The following is a 20,158-nucleotide window of genomic DNA, read 5'->3' as shown; positions in this document are numbered from 1 at the left end:
CGTTTCCTCCTCGGTCGATCGGAGTTGGGGCTTTAGCCCTTGCTCCGGTCGCATCAAAAATCGCTTCCGCGTGCGAATGTATCAGCGGGCGCGGCCGGCTCGCGTTCTGTCGATCCGTCGTCTGCCTTGTCTGCGATGATGCAATCGCCGGGCCACCTCGTCAGGCGGCGCCGTGCAGCGCATGCCGATAGCTCGCCGGCCCCGCCTCGAGATTGCCGCCACGGCTTTCGCCGTCTGAAATGCCGCAGTGCGTCGCTCCCCACGTCTCGCCTGACATCACGCACGAGGCCGCCTCGCTGGCGTCGTGTGGCGCACTGGCGAGCGTGCCTTCTGCGGCGCAGTCGGCCGCATCGCCGAGCACCGCGGCGAACGCGGCCAGTTGCGTGCCGTCCGGCAGCGGCGCCTTCAGCGCGGCGACCATCAGCGACGCAAGACGCGCGATCAGTTGCAGATCGTTCATCGACTTGCCTTGCGAGAACTCGGAAATCAGGCTGTCGGTATCGGTGCCGGCGAGTACACCCGACAGCGCGCCGATCGCGAAGTGCAGCCGCCAGCCGAGCTCCTCGCGCGGCAGATGCGGCAGCGCGCGCTGGAACGCGTCGAAGAAGCGCATGGCCACCGATTCGTAATGCGCGTTCAGAAAGTCACGGATGAACGACGACGGATCGGTGTAGGCGCGCCCGAGCAGACGAAGAAACGCTTTGCCGCCGACACGCGGATCGCGCGACAGACGCAGCGCCGGAATGAACATCGCGCCGAGCACGTGCTCGCAGGTCAGGCGCGCGCCGAGCATCGCGTCGAAGCGGTCGAGCAGCTTCAGGCGCTCCTGGTTCAGCTGATCGAGCCGGCGCGACAGCATCGAGTGAATCAGCGATTCCTTGCTGCCGAAGTGGTAGTTGACCGCCGCGAGATTGACTTCGGCGCGCGAAGTGATCTGGCGCAGCGACATCGCCTCATAGCCGCATTCGATGAAAAGCGCCTCCGCGGCGTCGAGAATGCGCGACTTCGTATCGCCGGCATGCCGGCCTGTGGTGCGAACTGCCATGTTGCGTCTCCCAGTTGCCGGCATTGCCGGCTCGCAAACAAGCGATTCAAGTTGATATTTGAAACGACCGTTTTTTTAGGATAAGAAAGGAGGGTCGGTGCGATCAAGGGGACAGGCTGGATTAACTCCTCTAGAAGATCTGACGAAAGTTGTGCTTGCGCGTCGTGCACCACGGAAAATAAAAAAGGCCGTTCCGAACGAATCGGAACGGCCTCGTATTGCGTTGCGATGCAAACTTGCCTCGCGCTCGACCGGGTTCACCCGGCTTTGACGCGTCGACGCGAATCAGGGTCGTGCGTCAGAACGCATCGGCACGATAGGCGTTCGGGTCGAACGCTTGAGCCGTCAAACGCGCTGTCCTCCTACCGCGCCGCCCGTCGAGCCCGCGACATCGCGCGCGGACTGCGTCATGTCGATGCCGCGGCGCTCGCGGCTGAACGGAATCAGCGCGCAGATCACGATCACGACGATGCCGATCACGACCGCCATCACGAGCGCGTAGTCGTTGTTGTGCAGTTCGGCAACTTTCGATTGCAGCGGACCGTTGACCGAGGCGATCAGATTGCCCAGCTGATACACGAGACCGGGGAAGGTCGCGCGGATTTCATCGGGCGAGATTTCGTTCAGGTGCACCGGAATCACGCCCCAGGCGCCTTGCACCGAGATCTGCATCAGGAACGCGCCGAGCGCGAGCAGCACCGGCGTGGTCGAGAGGGCCCACACCGGCAGCACCGGCAGCGCGATCAACGCGGCGATGAAGATCGCGCGCTTGCGGCCGATCTTCTCCGACACCCAGCCGAAGAACAGACCGCCGCAGATCGCGCCGATGTTCAGCGTGATCGTGATCAACGACACCGTGTGCGCGTCGAACTTGTGCTGGACGCGCAGGAAGGTCGGATACAGATCCTGCGAGCCGTGCGAGAAGAAGTTGAACGCGGTCATCAGGACGATCGCGTAGAGCGACAGGCCGAGGTTCTGCTTGAGCGTCGCGACGAGGCCGGGACGGACCTTCTTTTCGAGCGTCTGGAACGCGGGCGACTCCGGCACGTGCGCGCGAATGTACAGCACGAGCAGCGCGGGCAGCACGCCGACGAAGAACATGCCGCGCCAGCCGATGTATTGATAGAACAGGCCGAACACGATCGACGCGAGCAGGTAGCCACTCGGATAACCGGCTTGCAGCAGACCCGAGACGATGCCGCGCGATTTCGGCGGCACGGTTTCCATGGTCAGCGCGCCGCCGACACCCCATTCGCCGCCCATCGCGATACCGAACAGCGCGCGCAGCACGAGCAGCGTCATCAGGTTGGGCGACAGACCGGACAGCAGTTCGAGCAACGAGAAGCACGCGATGTTGACCATCAGCGTCGGACGGCGGCCGTATTTGTCGGCGAGCCAGCCGAAAATCAATGCGCCGAGCGGGCGCATCATCAAGGTCAGCATGATCGCGACCGCGACCGACGGAATGTCCGTATTGAATTCCTGCGCGATATCTTTCAATACGAACACCATCAGAAAGAAATCGAATGCGTCGAGGGTCCAGCCTAGATAGGCGGCGATCGTGACGTTTCTCTGTTCCCGAGTCCAGCTCATTGATTGTTCTCCTGAGTCTCCACAAACCCGCGTTCGACCGCGGGCGGCACCGTAGCCCTTGCGCCTTATGGCAAGCGCTTGCCGGCCAGTGTACGCCGAGCATTAAGCGTCTGCATGGTTGAAGCCGCTTTTCTCCGTGTTAATCCGGACAGCAATTTTCGTGCTGAATTCGCAATGCATGTTTAATGTCGGGTAAATGTAATTACCCGTTCGATTTATCGTTTTTTTTGTAATGTTTATAGAAGCTAGCCAGAGCCATTTTTAAGCAAGTTTATGGCAATGGCGTTTTGACGGGGCGGGCACGGTTGCGGGGTGCGAGCGCGCGGACCGGTTCGATGCTCGCCGAAGCCGGTCACGAGCGGCCTGTCCGGTCCGCGCGCCGCATCGAACGTTCAGGTACAGTTACTTCGCCAACTTATCGACATATCGCTATGTCCGTGACGCCAACGCCTTCGTTGCTCGACGAGATGCTCGACGCTGTCGCGCGCCGCTATCGCCTGCCGGCGCTCGCGGCCGTCTGCGCACCGACGCAGCAAGCGAGTCCGGCCACCGTGCTCGCGCTCGCGATCGAGCAGGCTCGCGAGGCGCGCGCGCGTGGCGAAGAGCCGGATGCGGCGAACCAGCGCTTCTTCATCGAGGCGCTCGCGCGGATGATTCGCGAGGCGATGCGCGAGGAAGCCGGCGACCCGGTGTTTCAGGCGATGCTGCTGAGGCATCGCAGCACGGTGGTGCGCGAGTATGCGTCGCTGGCCGCGCACGCGAGCGTCGATCGCCGGCTGATCTACGCGGCCGTCAATGCGATCGCTCATCCGGCCAAACAGCAGCGCTTGCTACCCGGCCCGCAACGCGACGCGCTGGCGCGGCTGCACGCGCTCGCGTTCGCCGAAGCGTGGCCCCAACTGGCCGAAGCGGTGCAAGCTTGCATCGATACGCCGGAAATCGCACACGACGCGGCGCTGCAGCGCGGCCTCGCGCAATTGCTGCCGAGTGCCGCGTTGCAGCGCTTGCAGCGGCTTCACGCGCTCACGTTCGACGAGCGCGTGCGTGACTACCAGACGCTGTGGGATCGCCAGGGGCCGCGCCCGGGAAGCTCGACGGCCGTCGCGCGAGGCTTGAGTTCGAAGCAGCGCGGCGCTGCGGTTGAAGCGTCGGCCGCCGATGCGCTCGACGCGCTCGCACAGCGCCTCAATGACGCGCAGGGTGCGGCCGCCACCTACCGCGTCGTCAACTCGATGCGCGTGCCGGCCGCGATACCCGCAAGCCACGAGCGCGCGAAAACCGAATGGGACGTGGTGCTGCTGCGCCAGGCCAGGCCCCCGGCCGACGCTGCGGCGTGGGACGTGTGCCTGCTCGTCGAAGCGAAGGCCTCGGTCGACGCGGCCACCACCGATCTGCCGCGGCTCGTGCGCGGACTGACGCTGCTGGCGCACGCTGATCCGCACACCGTCTACTCGTTCCGCACGCAGCAAGGGACCGTGCGTCTGAGCGGCGCGTCGCTGGCCGCGCTGACGAGCGATCGGGCCGGTCTTCGCAGGACCGTGCTCTATTGCTGCGACGCACCGGTCGAAGCGGCACCGCGCGTGCTGAGTCCCGCGAGCCGGATGCAGTTGCTGTCGGCCCACGCCAGCCTCGATTTCGCCGGTGCACTGGCGGACGGCCGCGACGCCGATTGCGCGGACCTGGAACCGGTGTGGCGTCAGTTGCTCGATTCGCCGAGATGGCGGACCGTGCTCGACCAGTACGCGACGCTGCGCGAGGTTCGCGAATTGATGGTTCATCCGGACGACTTGCGTGCCGCGGTCGGCATTGCGGACGCCAGACGCTTGAGCGCTGCGCGCTAGACCACATCATGACTCCCAGTGCTGACGAATTAGCGAGCCGTCCAGCCAAAAAAGCGGATTACGCGCGAGAGAACCAGTCGCTGTTGCGGCTCGCGCGCGCGCAAACCGGTTCGCGTGAAGACCTGCTGAACGCGATTGCACGCGAGGCGCTGGCTTTATGCTGCGCCGGAAGCGCGGGCATCAGCCTGGTGGAGGGGCCAGCCGACAGCCGGTGCTTCCGCTGGCTCGCGGTGGCAGGCCTTTGTTCCGGTCTGCAAGGGCGCACGACCGCATGGGACGAATGTCCATGCGGCGTCACGCTCGAGGCGGGCGCGGCGCGCCTGTTCGTCGATCCGCAACGGCAGTTCGCGTGTCTGAACTTGCCGGGTGTCGATGTGCCCGAGGGGATCGTCGTACCCATTCCGAGCGATCACGGCCACCTTGGCGCGATATGGGTGATGTCGCACAGCTCCGGGTGCCGCTTCGACAGTGAAGACGCACGGGTGCTGTCGGACCTTGCGACGCTCGCGGGCGCGGCCGTGACGATGGTCAACGTTCGCGACGACGGCGCGGACAACGACCGCCGCCACAACGAGTTCATCGCGATGCTCGCGCACGAGCTGCGCAACCCGATGGCGCCGATCGACGGCGCCATCGCCGCGGCGAGGCGGCTCGTGGTCGACAACGACAAGGCGGACGCGGTGCTGAGCATCGCGCAACGGCAGATGAAGCATCTGCGCACCCTCGTCGACGACCTGCTCGACGCCGCGCGTCTGAAATACGGCAAGTTGACGATCCGGCGCAGCGACACGCTGTTGGCCGAGATCGTCTCCGACGCGGTGGCCACGATCGAGCACGACCTGCGATCGCGCGGCCATAAGCTGAAACTGACCGGCCTCGACAGCGTGATTCCGGTGCGCGCCGACCCTGTGCGGCTCAGTCAGGTGCTCGGCAACCTGTTGTCGAATGCGGCGAAGTACACGCCGGCGGGCGGACTGATCGAGCTGACGGTTCGCGCTGAAGATCCGCCCAACGCGGAGATGCTCGTGATCGACGTCAGCGATAACGGCATCGGCATCGATTCGTCGATTGCGCCGCGTGTGTTCGACCTGTTCGCGCAGTGTTCGAGCGCAAGCACGCTCTCGGAAGGCGGGCTCGGCATCGGCCTCGCCGTCGCCAAACGACTGGTGGAACTGCACGATGGCGAGATTGCCATCCACAGCGATGGGCTCGGCTGCGGCACCCGGGTCACGTTGCGTTTGCCGATACTGCGAACGCCGCCGCGAGCGGCGCCTGGCGAGTCCGTCGACAAGGGCAGCGAGTTGAGAACGCTGCGCATCGTGCTGGTGGACGACAACGTCGACGCGTTGCACGTTCTGTGCGTGCTGCTCGACCTCGAGGGTTATCGCGTGTCGGCGGTCGACAATGGTCGCGCGGCCATCGAGCTGATCTCGCGAACCAGGCCGGAGCTCGCCATCGTCGACGTGGCGATGCCCGTGATGGACGGCTTCGAGGTTGCACGCAGAATTCGCGCGAACCCTGAACTGAACGGGACGATACTCGTCGCGCTGACCGGCTATTCGTCGGAATCGGACCGCAGCCAGGCGCTTGCCGCCGGCTTCGATCATCATCTGAGCAAGCCGTTGTCGCTGGAGAAACTGCGGGACGTGCTGGCGAATTCGGCGCAACGGCCGGTTCGCGGCGATCGGTGACGGGCCGCCCGCACGTTCAGGCGGTCAGGTCGTTCGGGCGCGCTTTTTGACGAAAGCGCGAACCGCGTGCAGTTCTTCAGGCCTGCTAGACTGGAAGTTCCCCTGCAAGCCATGGAGGGAGACATGACGACCGTCTACGTCGTGAAAACCGGCGAGAAATTCCTCTGCACCGCGGAGGACGGCGATATCGGCATGGCCCCGGAGATCAAGGAAGCCACGTCCTTTCTGTCGTATGAGGAAGCGAACAAAGTCGCGCACGAAAACGCCGATCCCGGATACGAAATCCTGACCGTCGACGTCAAAAAACGCGGATGAGGTGTTCGCTGCTCGCGCCCCGGCGCTCAGCGAAAGAGGGCTGGCAATTCAGCAGGCGCCATGCGATATGGCGCGGGGGTGGGTTGTGTCCGAAATCAATTGAGAATAGCCGGCACTGCGCATCCGTCATCGCAACCAGGTTCGTGAATTTCTTCTGCAGCGCGTCGTCAAGAGCGCGCATAGCAGGGCGTTCCACGCCGTCCCGGGCAGGGAAGCCATGCTTTGCATTGTCGAGTTGGTCAGGCGAGCAAGTTCAGGATCCGCCAAAGAACACTGGCTTCATCCCACTCGTGCCGGCCGGATGGCCCATTTGCTGCGTACCGCTCATCGCAGGCCCGTAGCCGCTGCTCTGGCCTGCGGCGCTGGCGCTGGTGGTCGGCATATAGGTAGGAAAGTCGACGGTATTCGCATTGGCCGGATTGAAGCCGGCCTGTTCGAGCTGTGCAATCTCTGCCTGCACTTGTGCGTGCGTCAGCCCGCCGTCCGATTGCGCCAACGATGCAATCGGTAAAGCCATGACGGCGACCGCGCAAGCTGTGTGGACTAACGTCTTCATGATGGCCCACCTCCTGGTTGATTATTCCGGCTGAGTCGCGCTTCACTTTTCGCGGCTCAGCTGATCAAAGAGTAGGTGAGGAACCGCACGGTAGCCGTATATTTTTTGTGGTAACGAGTTCGTCCATCAGCCGAAGCGTGCCGATGCTCGCGCCCGAGCGTCGACGTGAAGATGATCGACCCAGCGCCTTGCCTGATCAATTCAGGAATCCGATGCCCGCGATCGCGGAAAAGGCCGCCGGGCATGGTGCGTTCGATAGCACTATTCAACTGGCATTCGGCCTGTCACCGTTCTTTAATGTGCGATATGGCGCGTCATGCGGGAGACCTGCACGCCCGATGAAAACTGAAAATTGAATCACCGGCACGGTCGCCCTCCAACAAGTTGACGCATTGGCAAGTCTGGATCAGCGATGTCCCGGAACAAGAACCAACGGGAGACATCCGTGAAAACATTGCGTGCCATCGTGGCGGGTCTGATCTGCTGTTCATGCGCAGCCGTGACCTACGCCGCCGACATTACGGGAGCCGGCAGCACCTTCGCCGCTCCTCTCTACACCCGCTGGGCCGCCGACTATCAGAAGTCGGGGGGCAGCAAGGTGATTTATCAGGGCACGGGCTCGTCCGATGGGCTCAAGCAGGTCATCGCCCGGGAGGTCGACTTTGCAGGATCGGACGCGCCGCTGACCGACGATCAACTGACGCGCAACGGCTTGCGGCAATTTCCAACCGTGATCGGCGGCGTGGTGCCCGTCGTGAACCTGCCGGGGCTCAAAGCCGGCGAGGTAATGCTGACGGGGCCGGTGATCGCCGAAATCTTTCTCGGCAAGATTCAGTTCTGGGACGACCCCGCCATCGTGCGGCTGAATCCAAAGATCAAGATGCCTAATTACCCGATGCGGTGGTGCGCCGCCAGGATGGCTCCGGCACGACGCTGATCTGGACTCACTACCTCGCGCAGGTCAGCCCGGAATGGAAGCGCAGGGTCGGCGAGGGTACCAGCGTGCGATGGCCGCTCGGCATCGGCGGCAAAGGCAACGAGGGCATCGCCACGTACGTCGGCTATCTGCCTGGAGCGATCGGCTATGTCGCATGGGATTTCACGAAACAGAACCGTTTGAAGTATGTTGCCATGACCAATGCGGCGGGTAATGTCATTCAGCCCAGCGCCGCAACCTTTCAGGCCGCGGCGGCGAGCGCCGACTGGTCGGGTTCTCTGTCTCAGTTGCTGACCAACCAGCCGGGCAAGGATGCCTGGCCGGTGATGGGCGCGACCTATGTGTTGCTTCCCGCGACGTCGGACAAGCCCGGCCACGACGAAGCCACGTTGAAGTTTTTCGACTGCGCGTTGAGTCATGGCGGACCTACGGTCAGCGCGCTGGACTACATACCGCTGCCGGATCTGGTCGTGGCGAAGATCCGCTCACAATGGCCCGCCGATACGGGCGAGAAGGTGGCGCACAAGGCGGTCGCGGTACCGTGAGCCGAACTGCCCGATGCGTCGCCGCGCGCGCCGACGGGTTTGCATGAGCAGTGGGCGACTATTCGGGTCGCTGGACAGGCAGGTGCGGGTTACGTGTATCCGGGGCGTGCATAGAGGGGCCTACGATGTCCGCGAGCTCGATCAGAGGTGGTCGTCAGGACGAGTGGGGTGAGCTTGTCCTGATCGTGATGAAGACCAGCCTGTCGGTGGCTCACGAACTCGAATTGGCACCTGAGCCCGTGCTTGACTGTGCGGCGAGGCATCTGCACTTCCAGGACTTCCCGTGGTTTGCATCGGCGATGCTCGGCGCCGCGCGCGCGCAAGCGTGCTGTTGCCGGCGCGAGGTCCTTCGCCCGGTGGAGGTTGCCTACATGAAGACCCTTGCTGCGCGCGTCGATCTCGACAGGAACGTGCTCGCGCTCATTCCGGCGATGCACACAGTCGAGCTTCAGGACGACGTCGGAGCGCCTGCTCACGCGTGTGACAAGGTCGCCGCGGCTCTTCAGAAGCTGAAAGAAGACGTGCAGCGCGTCTTTTCGCTCGGGAGCAGCGCTTTCGGCAGCACGGAGATCGAAGGCGCATCGGACTTCGCAAAGGCGCTTGCGGCGATCATGCCTGCCGACGACGATTCCGACGTCTTCGAGCGCGCGTTTGCCGCGGTTTTGCGCGTGCGATTTTCCTCACGACTCCATCTCGTGCCTGGCGATGCGGAGCCCGTGCTGCGTGTTCGGGGTGTCGATGGACCACCGACGTCGGTGCATCTGCCGTCCGAGTCGGGTTGATTGATGCAGCGCGTCAAGGGCGTGCCGCATCGGCCCGACAGGCTGCCGTGAGCGCGTTTCCTGGCGGCCAAAGCGTGACCACGTTCGCAGCATTCTGAAAAGCCGCGCAATCAGGTATTGCGCATGTCGATTTCTCCCTCGATCATTCGTCGAAGTCACTGGAGGCGCCATTGCCTCCAGAACATTTTCGTCTTCAAAGGGAAAAACCAAATGCGCGTCATGGTCATCATCAAGGCAACCCCCGAATCGGAAGCCGGGCAAATGCCGAGTACGGAACTCCTCACGGCGATGGGGCAGTACAACGAGCAATTGGTCAAGGCCGGCATCATGCAAGGCGGCGACGGCTTGAAGCCAAGTTCGGCAGGCGTTCGCGTGAGATTCTCAGGGAAGGACCGCAGCGTCATTGACGGACCGTTTGCGGAAACCAAGGAATTGATCGCCGGGTACTGGCTCTGGCAAGTTCAATCGATGGACGAAGCGATCGAATGGGTAAAGCGCTGCCCGAATCCGATGGTTAGTGATTCGGAGATCGAGATTCGCCCGTTCTTCGAGCCCGCGGACTTTGGCGAAGCTTTTACGCCCGAGCTCCAAGACGAGGAAAACCGTCTGCGCAAGCAAATCGACGGGCAGATGCGCTGACGATTCTCACCGCATCAGTCTGCTGGGACGCCAAGGGAGTCCAACTACGGCTGTCCGAGACTCGATGTGGGCTTCCGGCAGGTTGCCCGGAAGCCCGATGGGATTCCACGGTCGCTCGCTGAAACCTCGCCACGGGCCGATGACTGTCGTCGCCCGTGGGTGTCGGTCGGGCAACCGTGCTAAGTACCGTCAGTGCGAAGGTATCTGCTCGATTTGGGCGGCGCTCAGGTCGCTCGGGAAGCAATGCGGATGCTCGAAGCCCGTCGGAGATCCGCTGGTTGAATAGACGATGTTATCCGTGTTGTTCGGGCCTTGGCCTCCGGGTACGGTGCCGAGCCCCGCGAGCTTGCGCATGCGATACGCGATCGCATGGTCGGCGCAGGCGCTATCGCCGCTCACGCCTAATCCTCCTATCACTTTCCCTCCTGCATAAAGTGCGACACCGCCGCCGAAGGTAATCACGCCGCCGAGCGTGTGTCCGATGCCGCTGCCCTGTTCGAGGAAGCGCGCGTCAAAAGGATTCGAATTGTTCAGCCCATAAAGGGAGCCGCCTGGTTGGGTGGCGGCGTAGAGGTTCGCCGTCGAGAGCGCGAGTGCATCGTTGCTAAAGCCGTTCGCGGTATAAGCCTTCGCAATGGCGATAGCCCGACTACCGGGCCACGCATCTCCGGTCACGATCACCGAACAGAGATGCCCCTCGCGATCGACAATGGCCGCCCACATCCGGTTGGGCTTGAAGATCCCGCCATTGGCATCGGACAGATTCACGACCACGTGCAACTGCTTTTCCACCAATGCGACCGTACCTTGCGGCAACGTGCATCGGGCCTGTGGGACGTCATCATCGCCAGACGCACGACTTTCATGCGAAAAGGACGCAATGCAAAACGCTGCGACAGCGACGGTGAGCATCTTATGCATGACGATTCTCCTGATGATCGATTTAACAGCGGACACGCTGTGGGCGAGAAGGTGAAAAAAAGGATAGGACAGCCAATGAAATAAACGACTCATCGCTGTTCAATGCTGGTGGCGAATTCCCGGCAACGAACGCATCTCGTTGATCCGGGTTTTCGTGTAGATAGTGAAGACCATTATGCAAAGGCGATTGGCCAAAACAGAGTCCGCGTCAGCCACGCAATACGCCAGAAACGCGTGAGCGGCCGTTCACCGATGACAGGAGCAATCCGCAAATGACGAGGTCATAATCGAACTCGACGCAGGCGAGTCAGGCGACCCATCGCTCGACAAGGTGCGCGGGTGGTTTTGATCGCGGTCATGGCGCGGCATATAGTTGGCGAGTGCGAAACACTTTCCCCGGAGATCGACTCGATGCCTTATCTACAGCTTGATGTAAACGATCACTACTCTGTAGAGAGTAAAAGGCTGCTTGCAGCGAAGATGAGTGAGACGTATGCGCGCATGATGTCGGTCGACGTCAGGCGAATCACCGTAGCCATACGTGAACTCGGTCTCGGCAGCGTCTGGCGCATTGCGGAGGAGGGCGGCCAACCGGTGCCTGTTGCGTTGATGATGCTCGATATCAGAAGAGGGCGAACGCCGGAGTTGCGCATGGAGGTGGCCAAGGCCCTTTGCGCGCTCTGCATCGAGATTCTGGGCGTGCGCGAGGACCGACTGAACGTCGAGTTCACTCAGCACTCGGGAGACGAGATGTATCACCCGACGCTCGGAGGCTACAGTCCGGAATGGGAGCCGGGCCAGTGATCAGGGTTCGAGGTCCGCGGCGCGGTATTTGCGTAGGGTGGTGTGACGGCGGTGATGATGTACGCGCAGACCCGACGAAGCGGCCGCGAGTAGTACGCTGGAAGCAGACATCGATGTTGCGGGTACGAGCAACCTGAGCCAAAGTAGGAGGAGGACCATGAGCAGGCTTACCAGATCTTCGGCGGGTAATCGGCGGACGAGAACGTGGTGGGTGGTCTTGATGACGGCGGTGTTCTGCTTCTTATGGCAGAGCGCCTTCGTGCAGGCCGACGACAGCGCGGCACGCCTGCACGCGAAATACCAAAGTCTGACGCAGCAACTCGCGCACAACCAGTTTCAGCGACCGTTGTACCTCGAATCGCAGGAGTTGCCGTCGGCGCTCAAGGGCGATATTTACGGTGTGCTCAACCATCCTTTCGCGGTGGTCAGCGGCGCGCTCAACGACCCGGTTCGGGGTCCGGCCAACTGGTGCGACGTGCTGATCCTGCATCTGAACACCAAGTACTGCCACGCATCGACCGGAGATAGCGGTACGGTCCTCACCGTGAACATCGGCAAGAAAACCGAGGAATCTCTTTCGTCTTCGTACCGCGTGCAATTTCAATTTCGCCCGGTAGCGAGCACCCCTGATTATTTTCGTGTCGAGCTGACCGCGGCCACCGGTCCATTGAGCACGAAAGACTACCGTATCGTGCTGGAAGCGATACCCGTGGGCGATAACCGCACCTTCATTCATCTGACCTACGCGTACGGATACGGCACGGCGGGACGATTTGCGATGAAAACCTATCTGGCGACGATCGGCAGCGACAAGGTCGGCTTTTCCACGACGCCCGATTCGTCGGCGAGCGATCCGCAATACATTGGCGGCGTGCGCGGTCTGGTGGAACGCAATACGATGCGCTATTACCTCGCCATCGAGGCCTATCTTGGCGCTCTTGCGAGCCCGGCCGACGCCCGCCTCGATAAACGCCTCGCCGACTGGTTCGATGCGACCGAGCAGTATCCGCGGCAATTGCACGAGGTCAGCCGCGACGACTATATGCAAATGAAGCACAACGAGTATCAACGTCAGCAGACCGCCCAGTAGTTCGCGCGGCGTTCAGGCCTCGCTGGTCCGAACGCCCGCGACGTGCGCGTGATCTGATCATCGTTGTGCAATCGCGTCGAAGATTTTTTCCGCGTGAATGTCGATCCGGTGATTCGTCGATCGTCGTTAGCTGGTAAGTCAATCGGTCGAGAACTTCGGATCCGACGTTTTGCACCGGTTCTGGCCGCCATCGTAATCCGACTCAGGAGCACACGCTGTGAACAAACTCGACAATCCGATCCTGCAAGTTCTGGAAAGCTACAAAGCCGCGGTATTGGCCAAAGACGTAGACGCGTTCGTCGCGCTATACGACCGTGATGCGGTGATCTTCGACATGTGGGGTACATGGTCGTACGACGGTATCGCATCGTGGCGGGCAATGGCGGAGGGCTGGTTCGGTTCGCTGGGTGGAGAACGCGTGATCGTGAATTTCAGCGAGGCGCAAACAGTCGTTGCCGCGGACCTCGCCGTTGTTCACGCCTTTGCGACATACCAGGCCGTCGACGCCGACGCTCAGGAACTGCGTTCGATGGACAATCGCCTGACGATGACGTTGCGGCAGCAGGCCGATGGATGGAAGATCGTCCACCAGCACACCTCTTCCCCGATCGAAGCTGGCACGGCGCAGGTGATGTTCAAACGCTAGCGGCACGGCCCACGGCTCGCGACTCAGGCCGATACCCGGTGACGCCAGACTATCCATCTGGCATCGACTGGACTCGGCCGGGTCCGGCGGTTCGACATTGCGCTTCGACTCGCGAATAATCACGGCTGCCATTACTTTCCGATTTGCGACGTACCTTCTGTTCAAAAGCAGCCATGAAACCATTGCTTGCCGGCCGATGCCTTTGCGGTGCCGTCCATTACTCGGTGAAGGACGAATTCGTCTATGCGTTGAACTGCCACTGTTCGAACTGTCGGCGTGCGACCGGGTCGGCGTTCAAACCATTCGCGGGAATCGAGCGCGACAAGCTGCGCATCACTCGGGGCGAAGACAGCCTGTTGATTTTCGGCGATGAGCGAGCGTCGCACGATGTGCGCTGCAAAATATGTGGCAGCCTGCTGTTCTCGGTGGTTCGTAACGGTGAATACGTTCACGTCACGCTGGGAACACTGACGGACTCGCCCGCCATGTCACCCACCGCTCATATTTTCGTGGGTTCAAAGGCGTCGTGGTATTCGATCACAGACCAACTGCCGCAACACGACGAATTCGGGTAAGTCTCTGTCCTATCGCAGCATCGACTCGAAAGACCGCACCACATCGGCGTTGAATCGTTGATGGAACGCCGCCCGGTCGAAACCCGGGGCACTGTCGCAGATCTCCGGGCGCAGCCGCGCAAGACGCGCATCGCAGGGCGGCAGAAAGTCGTAGTGACCTGCGTTGGCCACCACGCGATAGTCGGGAGCGCGGGGCAGGCCGTCGCGCACCGGCTCGTCGTACCAGGGATGCGGCTGATGACGATCGTCGGCGGCGCTCCACAGCTGGACCGGGGCGCGCACGCCGCTCAAGCCCGCATGGCCGAATGCGAAGCCGAACGCGGGCGCCGCGATGACGACGGCCCGGATGCGCGCATCGTGGACCCAGACGCCGGCGGGAACATCCGCGCCGAGATGGACGTCGACGCCCGCATGCCGCAACGCTGCGCACAGGTCATGATCCGGGTGGGCTTCGCAAAACGGAGCGATCGTCGACAGATCCGGCATCCCGCCCGCGGCCACCAGCACGGTGAAGCCGCCGTTCGAAAAGCCAAATGCGCCGACGCGGTTTGCATCGATCTGCTCGTGCCCACGCCATTCGTCGAGCATGTAGTCCACCAGCCGATGAAGCTGGGCAGGCCGGCGCCACAGTTGCAGCACGCGGCTCTGGTCATCGAACGTGTCGCCGGCGTGACTGAGCGCCGCCGCGACGAAGCCCGCGCGAGCCAGCGCCAAAGCCGTGTCGTAATGGGCGCCGTACCAGCCGCCGCCGCCGTGCGACAGCACCACCAGCGGCAGGTGATCGCCCGCGATCGGAGCGTCTGCCGCGACGCTCTGGGTGAAATTGCCCAACGCGCGCGGGGTCGCCGGCGCGTCGGTCGGGTACCAGATTCCGGCGGTGAGCGGCGGCTCGGCGCCATTCGGAATGTCGACTTTCTGAAAGCCGACCCCGGCGGCGAGGACTGGGGCGCACGGCATCAAGGCCAGAAGCACGGTGACGAGGGCCATCAATCTCACGGGGTTCTCCATGGTTGTCGGCGCCGCGCTGAACGCCGGGCGGGTTGAGCCTATGAGACCAAAGTCCAATTGAATATTCCGGGTGCGGGTTCAATAGTAGTGAAACGCCGGGTTTTGTCGACGACCAGGCCGGCGTGATTCTCTTCCTGAAGATGCCGGAATCGCAGGCAGGCCTTGGTGTTGCCGTCAATAAAGCGTTCCAGCGGGTTTGAGTTTTCGCGATTGCAGGCCTATCACGGTGTCGCCGCCAAACCGCGACACGACCAGGCGGGAGAACAACTTATGCTGCTCACACCGGTTCCTCAACGGACGCAGTCCCGAGAGATGCTCGACGTCCTGATCCGCGCCGGACTCATCGCGATCCTGGCGGTGTTCTGCTTTCGGATCTTCGCTCCGTTTCTTAACCTGATGGCCTGGTCGGTGATTCTTGCGATCACCCTCTATCCGCTCCAGGTCATGCTTCGCTCCATGCTCGGCGGCAAGGACGGCCTGATCTCCACGCTGATCATTCTGGTCGCGTTTGCCGTGATTCTGGTGCCGACGTACGCGTTGGGTCTCGCCGTAGCCGATTCGATCGAGAAATCGATCGCCATTGCGAAGAGCGGCAGCTTCCAGATTCCGCCTCCTGCGGAGTCGGTGGCGAGCTGGCCGCTGGTCGGCCAGCGTGTGTACGACTTCTGGCAACAGGCGTCGACGGACCTGACCGGCCTCGTGCATAAGTTCGCCCCGCAGCTGAAGGAGGCCGGCCTCGTTGTGCTTTCAACGGTGACGGGTCTCGGTGCCGGGCTGGTGATATTTTTTGTCGCGCTGATCGTCGCAGGAATTCTGATGGCCCACGGTGAAACGGGCTATCACAGCGCGGTGCAAATCGCTTCGCGTATCTCGGGCCCCGAGAATGGCACTCAGATCGCCGATTTGTGCACGGCTACGATTCGCGCCGTGGCCCAGGGCGTGGTGGGCATCGCGTTCATTCAGATGCTGCTGATCGGCATCGGCTTCGTCGTCAAGGGGATACCTGGCGCGGGGCTGCTCGCGCTGGCGGTGCTGCTGCTCGGCATCATGCAGCTGCCGGCCACGCTGATCACCATTCCGGTGATCGCCTTCGTGATCGTCACGGACGGCGTAACCACCACGAACATCATCTTCTCGGTTTACGTGTTCGTCGCGGGCCTCGCCGACAACGTGCTCAAACCTTTGATGCTGGGCCGCGGCGTTGCGGTGCCGATGCCCGTCGTGCTGATCGGCGCGCTCGGCGGCATGGTGACGGGTGGTGTGATCGGGCTGTTCGTCGGGCCCGTGATGCTAGCCGTCGGTTATCAGCTGTTCTGGCGCTGGGTCCGCGACCAACCGCAATCCAAACCGAGCCACGAACAGAGCCACGAACAGAAGCAGACCTGAAGCTCGAGGATGGCTCCGTGTCACGGTTGATGCGTCCGTATGGGATCGCAGTGCTGTTCGGGACGCTCGGCCTGAGCGGATGCATGCGGGTGGGACCGGACTTCAAGCCTCAGCATGAAGCGTGGAGCGAGCACTGGAGCAGCGCATCGATCACGCAGGTCACGCAGCAGGGCGCACAGCCCGACGTGCGTCAATGGTGGCTGATCTTCGGCGACCAGAATCTCGAACGTCTGATCGCCGAAGCCGACGCGAACAACGGCGACCTGAAAATCGCCGGACTGCACGTGCTCGAGGCGCGCGCACAGCTCGGCATCGCGCTCGCGGGGCGCTATCCGCAGGTGCAGCAGGCGAGTGCCGATGTGCTGCCTTCGGCGCGCAAGCGCTCGGGTGGAGCCAATCCGCACTCGGGCGCCTTCGTGCAGTACGGCGCAGGCTTCGCCATCGGCTGGGAGTTGGATTTCTGGGGGCGTTTCAGCCGCGCGATCGAATCGGCCGACGCCTCTTTCTTCGCCGCGCAAGCCAACCGCGACGATGCGCTGGTTCTGTTGCACGCCCAGGTCGCGGATACGTATTTCACGCTGCGGGTCGCGCAGGCGCGGTTGCGCATCGCGCGCGAGAACGCGCAGTTGCAAAAGCGCAGCTACGACATCGCGCAAAAGCTCTTCAAGGCCGGCGAGTCCGATGAACTCGACTTCCAGCAGGCGAAGACGCAGTACCTCGGGACCTTGAGCAGCATCCCCGATCTCGAAAGCCAGATCGTGCTTGCGCGTCATGCGCTGTCGGTGCTGATCGGGCGAGCGCCGGGTCCGCTGCCGGAACTCGACGTGCAGGCGGGCAAGGAAGGCGTGGTGCCGCTCGTGGATCATGCGGTGCTGCAGGACGTGCCGGCCGATCTGCTGTTGCGCCGGCCTGACGTTCGTGCCGCCGAGTATCAGATGGCTGCGCAGTCGGCGCTGATCGGCGTGGCCAAAGCGGATCTGTACCCGTCGGTATCGTTGCTCGGCTCGCTCACGTGGACCGCCAGTTCGCTCGCGGGCGCACCGAGCACACTGCTCTTTGCCGCGGGCCCGAGCGTGACGTGGAACGTGTTCGACTACGGCAGGATCACGAACAACGTGCGCGTCCAGGACGCGCGGCTGCAGGAGTTGACGGTTGCCTATCAGAACACGGTGCGCGACGCGGCGCGCGAGGCCGATGACGCCGCCACGGCGCTGATCGCCGCGTTGCAGCGCGACACGATTCTGAATGACGCGCAAGGCGCGGCGCGGCGCTCGCTGACGCTCGCCAACACGATCTATCGGGAAGGCTATTCGGACTTCCAGCGGGTACTCGATGCGCAGCGCGCGCTGTTCGCGCAGCAGGACGCGTACGTGGTCAATCGCAGCAATGCGGTCGGCAGTGTGATCGCGCTTTACAAGGCGCTCGGAGGCGGCTGGGAGACCGAACAGCCGCTCGTCGATGCGGCGACGCGCGCGCAGATGCGGCAACGCACCGACTGGGGCGACCTGCTCGACGAAACGACGCCGGCTCCCGTTGCGCCGGGGCAAGCAGAAGGGGCGCCACGATGAGCGATACCCAGGATAGCCGCGAGCCTCAGAGCTCCGCTCCGCCGAAGTCGTCGGCGCCCGCGGCCGACCCTTCGGGCAGGGCGGTCAAGTGGGTCGTGTGTCTGATCGTACTGAGCCTGATCTGGTATCTGCTGTCCGACCGTTTCACGCCGTATACGCAACAGGCGCGGATTCAGGCCTATGTCGTGCCGGTTGCCGCCGAGGTGTCGGGACGCGTGACGCGGGTGCTCGTCCATAACAACCAGGATGTCAACGCGGGGGACGTGCTTTTCGAAGTCGATAGCGAACCCTACCGCATTGCCGCCGACCGGGCGCGCGCCGATCTGGAGTCCACGCGCCGTCAGGTCGGCGCCAGCACCGCCGGAATCGAGTCGGCACTCGCGGGGTTGCGGGCCGCCATCGCGAACGAGGTCAAGGCGCGCCAGGACAGCGACCGCCTCGAGCGGCTCTATCGTGAAGACGAAGGCACCGTCTCGCTGCGACGCCTCGAGGTTGCGCGGGCCACGCATGAACAGGCGCTGAGCCAGGTCGACGGAGCGCGTGCCGAGGTCGAGCGCGCGCGGGAGCAGCAGGGCGGCAACGAAGCGGAGAACGCGCAGTTGCGCAGTGCCGCCGGCGCATTGGAAAAGGCCGAACTCGATCTCGCCAACGCGCGGATCAGAGCCCGTTCGAGTGGCGTCGTGACCGATCTGCGCACCGAAGTCGGTCAGTTCGCGGCGGCGGGCAACCCGGTCATGACATTGATCGCGATCCGCGATGTGTGGGTCAGCGCCGACATGACGGAGAACAATCTGGGCCATCTCAAACCCGGCACGCGTGTCGAGATCGCATTGGACGTGCTGCCCGGCGAAGTGTTCGACGGCCGGGTCCGCAGCGTCGGCTATGGCGTGAGCGTGGGCCAGAGCACCCCGGCCGGCGGCCTGCCCACCGTGCAGAATAGCCGCGACTGGTTGCGTCCCGCGCAACGCTTTCCGGTGATCGTCGAGTTCGACGACAGCGAGCGCGCGCGTCTGCGCGATCTGCGGGTAGGCGGGCAGGCCGAAGTGATGGCGTTTCCAACCCAGGGCAATCCGCTCAATCCGCTGGGGCATGCATTCATACGGCTGATGAGCTGGCTTTCCTACGTCTATTGAGAATGCTATGCAGCCCGTGATCCAGCGCCTCGGTTATCGCGCGATACGTGTTGCGATGGGAACGGCGCTCGCCGTCGCCGTCAGCTTTGGATTCGATTTCCCGATACCCGTCGTCGCGCCGGTATTCGCGGTTTTTCTGCTGGCCACGCAGAATCGTCCGCTGTCGTTGAAGGCCGGCGTGATTCTTTCGCTGGTCGTGGCGTCGACCACCGGCAGCGGCCTGCTGCTCGTTCCGTTGCTGCGGCATTACGCGTTGGCCGGCGTGCTGATCGTCGGCCTGATGCTGTTCTTCGCGTTTCGTTATGGGCTGCGCGGCGGCAACAATCTCGTCGCGACTTTTCTGGTCGCGGGACTGACGATGATTTCAGCCGCGGGCACGGCCGACTTCGAGCTGGCCCTGACTGTCGTCGGCGCGCTGGCGAAGGGACTGCTGCTTGCCGTGCTGGTGTCGACGCTGGCGCACAGGTTGTTTCCGGAACGCATGGATGCGCGAGAGGCGCCCGTCGCGGCAGTCATGGCGGACGACAAGGCGGCCTATATCGCGCTGCGTGCCGCGCTCGTCGTGATGCCGGCCTATCTGCTCGCGATGACCGATCCGGCCAACTACATGCCGATCATCATGAAGTCCGTCAGCCTCGGTCGGCAAACCTGCACGACCTCGGCCCGCGGCGCCGCGCGCGATCTGATCGGCTCGACGCTGCTCGGCGGTCTGCTCGCCATCGCGTTCTGGTTTGCGCTGCGGCTGTTCGTGCATCTGTGGATGTTCTTTCTGTGGATGCTGCTGTTTGGCCTGCTGGTGGCACGCAAGCTGTACGGCCTTCAACCGACGCGTGGTTCGCCGGGCTTCTGGCTGAACAGTCTCGTGACGATGATCATTCTGCTGGGGCAATCGGTGCAGGACAGCGTGGCGGGCAAGGATGTCTACACCGCGTTTGCCGTGCGAATGGGGCTCTTTCTGGCCGTCACGGTTTATGCGTGTTTGATGCTTCTGCTGTTCGAGCAGCACCGCCGTGTTGAGTGACGCGGTGTAGCATGCCGCCATGTCGATCCGGCGGTCCGGCGGTCCGGCGATCGTAGAGGAGC

The 20,158-nt window shown here is 63.0% G+C and carries 18 protein-coding genes and 1 pseudogene; 14 read left to right on the top strand and 5 right to left on the bottom strand.

Annotation, left to right across the window (positions count from 1 at the left end):
* Positions 1-160 precede the first annotated feature (160 nt).
* Both L0U84_RS12400 and L0U84_RS12395 read right to left on the bottom strand, forming a co-directional pair.
* The gene (locus L0U84_RS12400) at positions 161-1,045 is read right to left on the bottom strand and encodes a TetR/AcrR family transcriptional regulator (RefSeq protein ID WP_233850220.1); all 885 of its coding nucleotides are present in this window, start codon (positions 1,043-1,045) and stop codon (positions 161-163) included.
* Between the two features lie 345 nt (positions 1,046-1,390).
* Positions 1,391-2,638 carry an MFS transporter gene (locus L0U84_RS12395; protein ID WP_233850219.1) on the bottom strand — a complete coding sequence of 416 codons (1,248 nt, stop codon included), beginning with the start codon at positions 2,636-2,638 and terminating at the stop codon, positions 1,391-1,393.
* A 431-nt stretch (positions 2,639-3,069) separates the two neighbouring features.
* Between L0U84_RS12395 and L0U84_RS12390 the strand changes: the two genes are divergently transcribed.
* The 3 genes from L0U84_RS12390 (at position 3,070) to L0U84_RS12380 (ending at position 6,485) form a co-directional block, all read left to right on the top strand.
* Complete coding sequence (locus L0U84_RS12390) at positions 3,070-4,479, top strand: 3-deoxy-D-arabino-heptulosonate 7-phosphate synthase (protein WP_233850217.1); 1,410 nt, start codon at positions 3,070-3,072, stop codon at positions 4,477-4,479.
* Positions 4,480-4,487: 8 nt separating this feature from the next.
* Complete coding sequence (locus L0U84_RS12385; RefSeq protein ID WP_233850216.1) at positions 4,488-6,170, top strand: hybrid sensor histidine kinase/response regulator; 1,683 nt, start codon at positions 4,488-4,490, stop codon at positions 6,168-6,170.
* Between the two features lie 123 nt (positions 6,171-6,293).
* A complete protein-coding gene (locus L0U84_RS12380) occupies positions 6,294-6,485 on the top strand; it encodes a hypothetical protein (RefSeq protein ID WP_233850215.1) in 192 nt (63 codons plus the stop codon).
* A 253-nt stretch (positions 6,486-6,738) separates the two neighbouring features.
* Here L0U84_RS12380 and L0U84_RS12375 read toward each other — a convergent pair whose 3' ends face one another.
* Entirely contained in the window at positions 6,739-7,041 is a 303-nt protein-coding gene (locus L0U84_RS12375; RefSeq protein ID WP_233850214.1) for a DUF4148 domain-containing protein, read from the bottom strand.
* A gap of 445 nt (positions 7,042-7,486) precedes the next feature.
* Between L0U84_RS12375 and pstS the strand changes: the two are divergent.
* The 3 genes and pseudogenes from pstS (at position 7,487) to L0U84_RS12360 (ending at position 9,944) form a co-directional block, all read left to right on the top strand.
* Positions 7,487-8,523: pseudogene (gene pstS, locus L0U84_RS12370) on the top strand (phosphate ABC transporter substrate-binding protein PstS).
* A 125-nt stretch (positions 8,524-8,648) separates the two neighbouring features.
* Complete coding sequence (locus tag L0U84_RS12365) at positions 8,649-9,305, top strand: hypothetical protein (RefSeq protein ID WP_233850213.1); 657 nt, start codon at positions 8,649-8,651, stop codon at positions 9,303-9,305.
* A 210-nt stretch (positions 9,306-9,515) separates the two neighbouring features.
* Positions 9,516-9,944, top strand: a complete 429-nt coding sequence (locus L0U84_RS12360) for a YciI family protein (protein ID WP_233852009.1) — start codon at positions 9,516-9,518, stop codon at positions 9,942-9,944.
* A gap of 189 nt (positions 9,945-10,133) precedes the next feature.
* Here L0U84_RS12360 and L0U84_RS12355 read toward each other — a convergent pair whose 3' ends face one another.
* Positions 10,134-10,958, bottom strand: coding sequence for a GlcG/HbpS family heme-binding protein (locus L0U84_RS12355; RefSeq protein WP_233850212.1), 825 nt, complete (start codon positions 10,956-10,958; stop codon positions 10,134-10,136).
* A gap of 318 nt (positions 10,959-11,276) precedes the next feature.
* Here L0U84_RS12355 and L0U84_RS12350 point away from each other — a divergent pair, with 318 nt between their 5' ends.
* The 4 genes from L0U84_RS12350 (at position 11,277) to L0U84_RS12335 (ending at position 13,980) form a co-directional block, all read left to right on the top strand.
* Positions 11,277-11,669: a tautomerase family protein gene (locus tag L0U84_RS12350; protein WP_233850211.1), complete on the top strand. Its 393-nt coding sequence runs from the start codon at positions 11,277-11,279 to the stop codon at positions 11,667-11,669.
* A gap of 157 nt (positions 11,670-11,826) precedes the next feature.
* Positions 11,827-12,759 (top strand): hypothetical protein, encoded by a 933-nt coding sequence (locus L0U84_RS12345; protein WP_233850210.1) that lies wholly within the window; start codon positions 11,827-11,829, stop codon positions 12,757-12,759.
* A 217-nt stretch (positions 12,760-12,976) separates the two neighbouring features.
* Entirely contained in the window at positions 12,977-13,405 is a 429-nt protein-coding gene (locus L0U84_RS12340) for a YybH family protein (RefSeq protein ID WP_233850209.1), read from the top strand.
* A 173-nt stretch (positions 13,406-13,578) separates the two neighbouring features.
* Positions 13,579-13,980 (top strand): GFA family protein, encoded by a 402-nt coding sequence (locus L0U84_RS12335; RefSeq protein WP_233850208.1) that lies wholly within the window; start codon positions 13,579-13,581, stop codon positions 13,978-13,980.
* Between the two features lie 9 nt (positions 13,981-13,989).
* Here L0U84_RS12335 and L0U84_RS12330 read toward each other — a convergent pair whose 3' ends face one another.
* Positions 13,990-14,967 carry an alpha/beta hydrolase family protein gene (locus tag L0U84_RS12330; RefSeq protein WP_233850206.1) on the bottom strand — a complete coding sequence of 326 codons (978 nt, stop codon included), beginning with the start codon at positions 14,965-14,967 and terminating at the stop codon, positions 13,990-13,992.
* Positions 14,968-15,258: 291 nt separating this feature from the next.
* Between L0U84_RS12330 and L0U84_RS12325 the strand changes: the two genes are divergently transcribed.
* From L0U84_RS12325 to L0U84_RS12310, 4 genes are read left to right on the top strand one after another with little or no spacing between them, the layout of a single operon-like run.
* Positions 15,259-16,374: an AI-2E family transporter gene (locus L0U84_RS12325; RefSeq protein ID WP_233850204.1), complete on the top strand. Its 1,116-nt coding sequence runs from the start codon at positions 15,259-15,261 to the stop codon at positions 16,372-16,374.
* A 17-nt stretch (positions 16,375-16,391) separates the two neighbouring features.
* Positions 16,392-17,942, top strand: a complete 1,551-nt coding sequence (locus L0U84_RS12320) for a TolC family protein (RefSeq protein WP_233850202.1) — start codon at positions 16,392-16,394, stop codon at positions 17,940-17,942.
* Positions 17,939-19,075, top strand: coding sequence for an HlyD family secretion protein (locus L0U84_RS12315; protein ID WP_233850200.1), 1,137 nt, complete (start codon positions 17,939-17,941; stop codon positions 19,073-19,075). The genes L0U84_RS12320 and L0U84_RS12315 overlap by 4 nt, the downstream gene beginning before the upstream one ends.
* Positions 19,076-19,082: 7 nt before the next feature.
* Positions 19,083-20,096, top strand: coding sequence for a DUF2955 domain-containing protein (locus tag L0U84_RS12310; RefSeq protein ID WP_233850198.1), 1,014 nt, complete (start codon positions 19,083-19,085; stop codon positions 20,094-20,096).
* Positions 20,097-20,158 lie beyond the last annotated feature (62 nt).

The organism is Paraburkholderia sp. HD33-4 (assembly GCF_021390635.1).
In the GTDB taxonomy this organism is placed as follows: domain Bacteria; phylum Pseudomonadota; class Gammaproteobacteria; order Burkholderiales; family Burkholderiaceae; genus Paraburkholderia.
The sequence above is the reverse complement of the archived record's forward strand: the minus strand, read 5'-3'. Positions and strand labels throughout refer to the sequence as shown.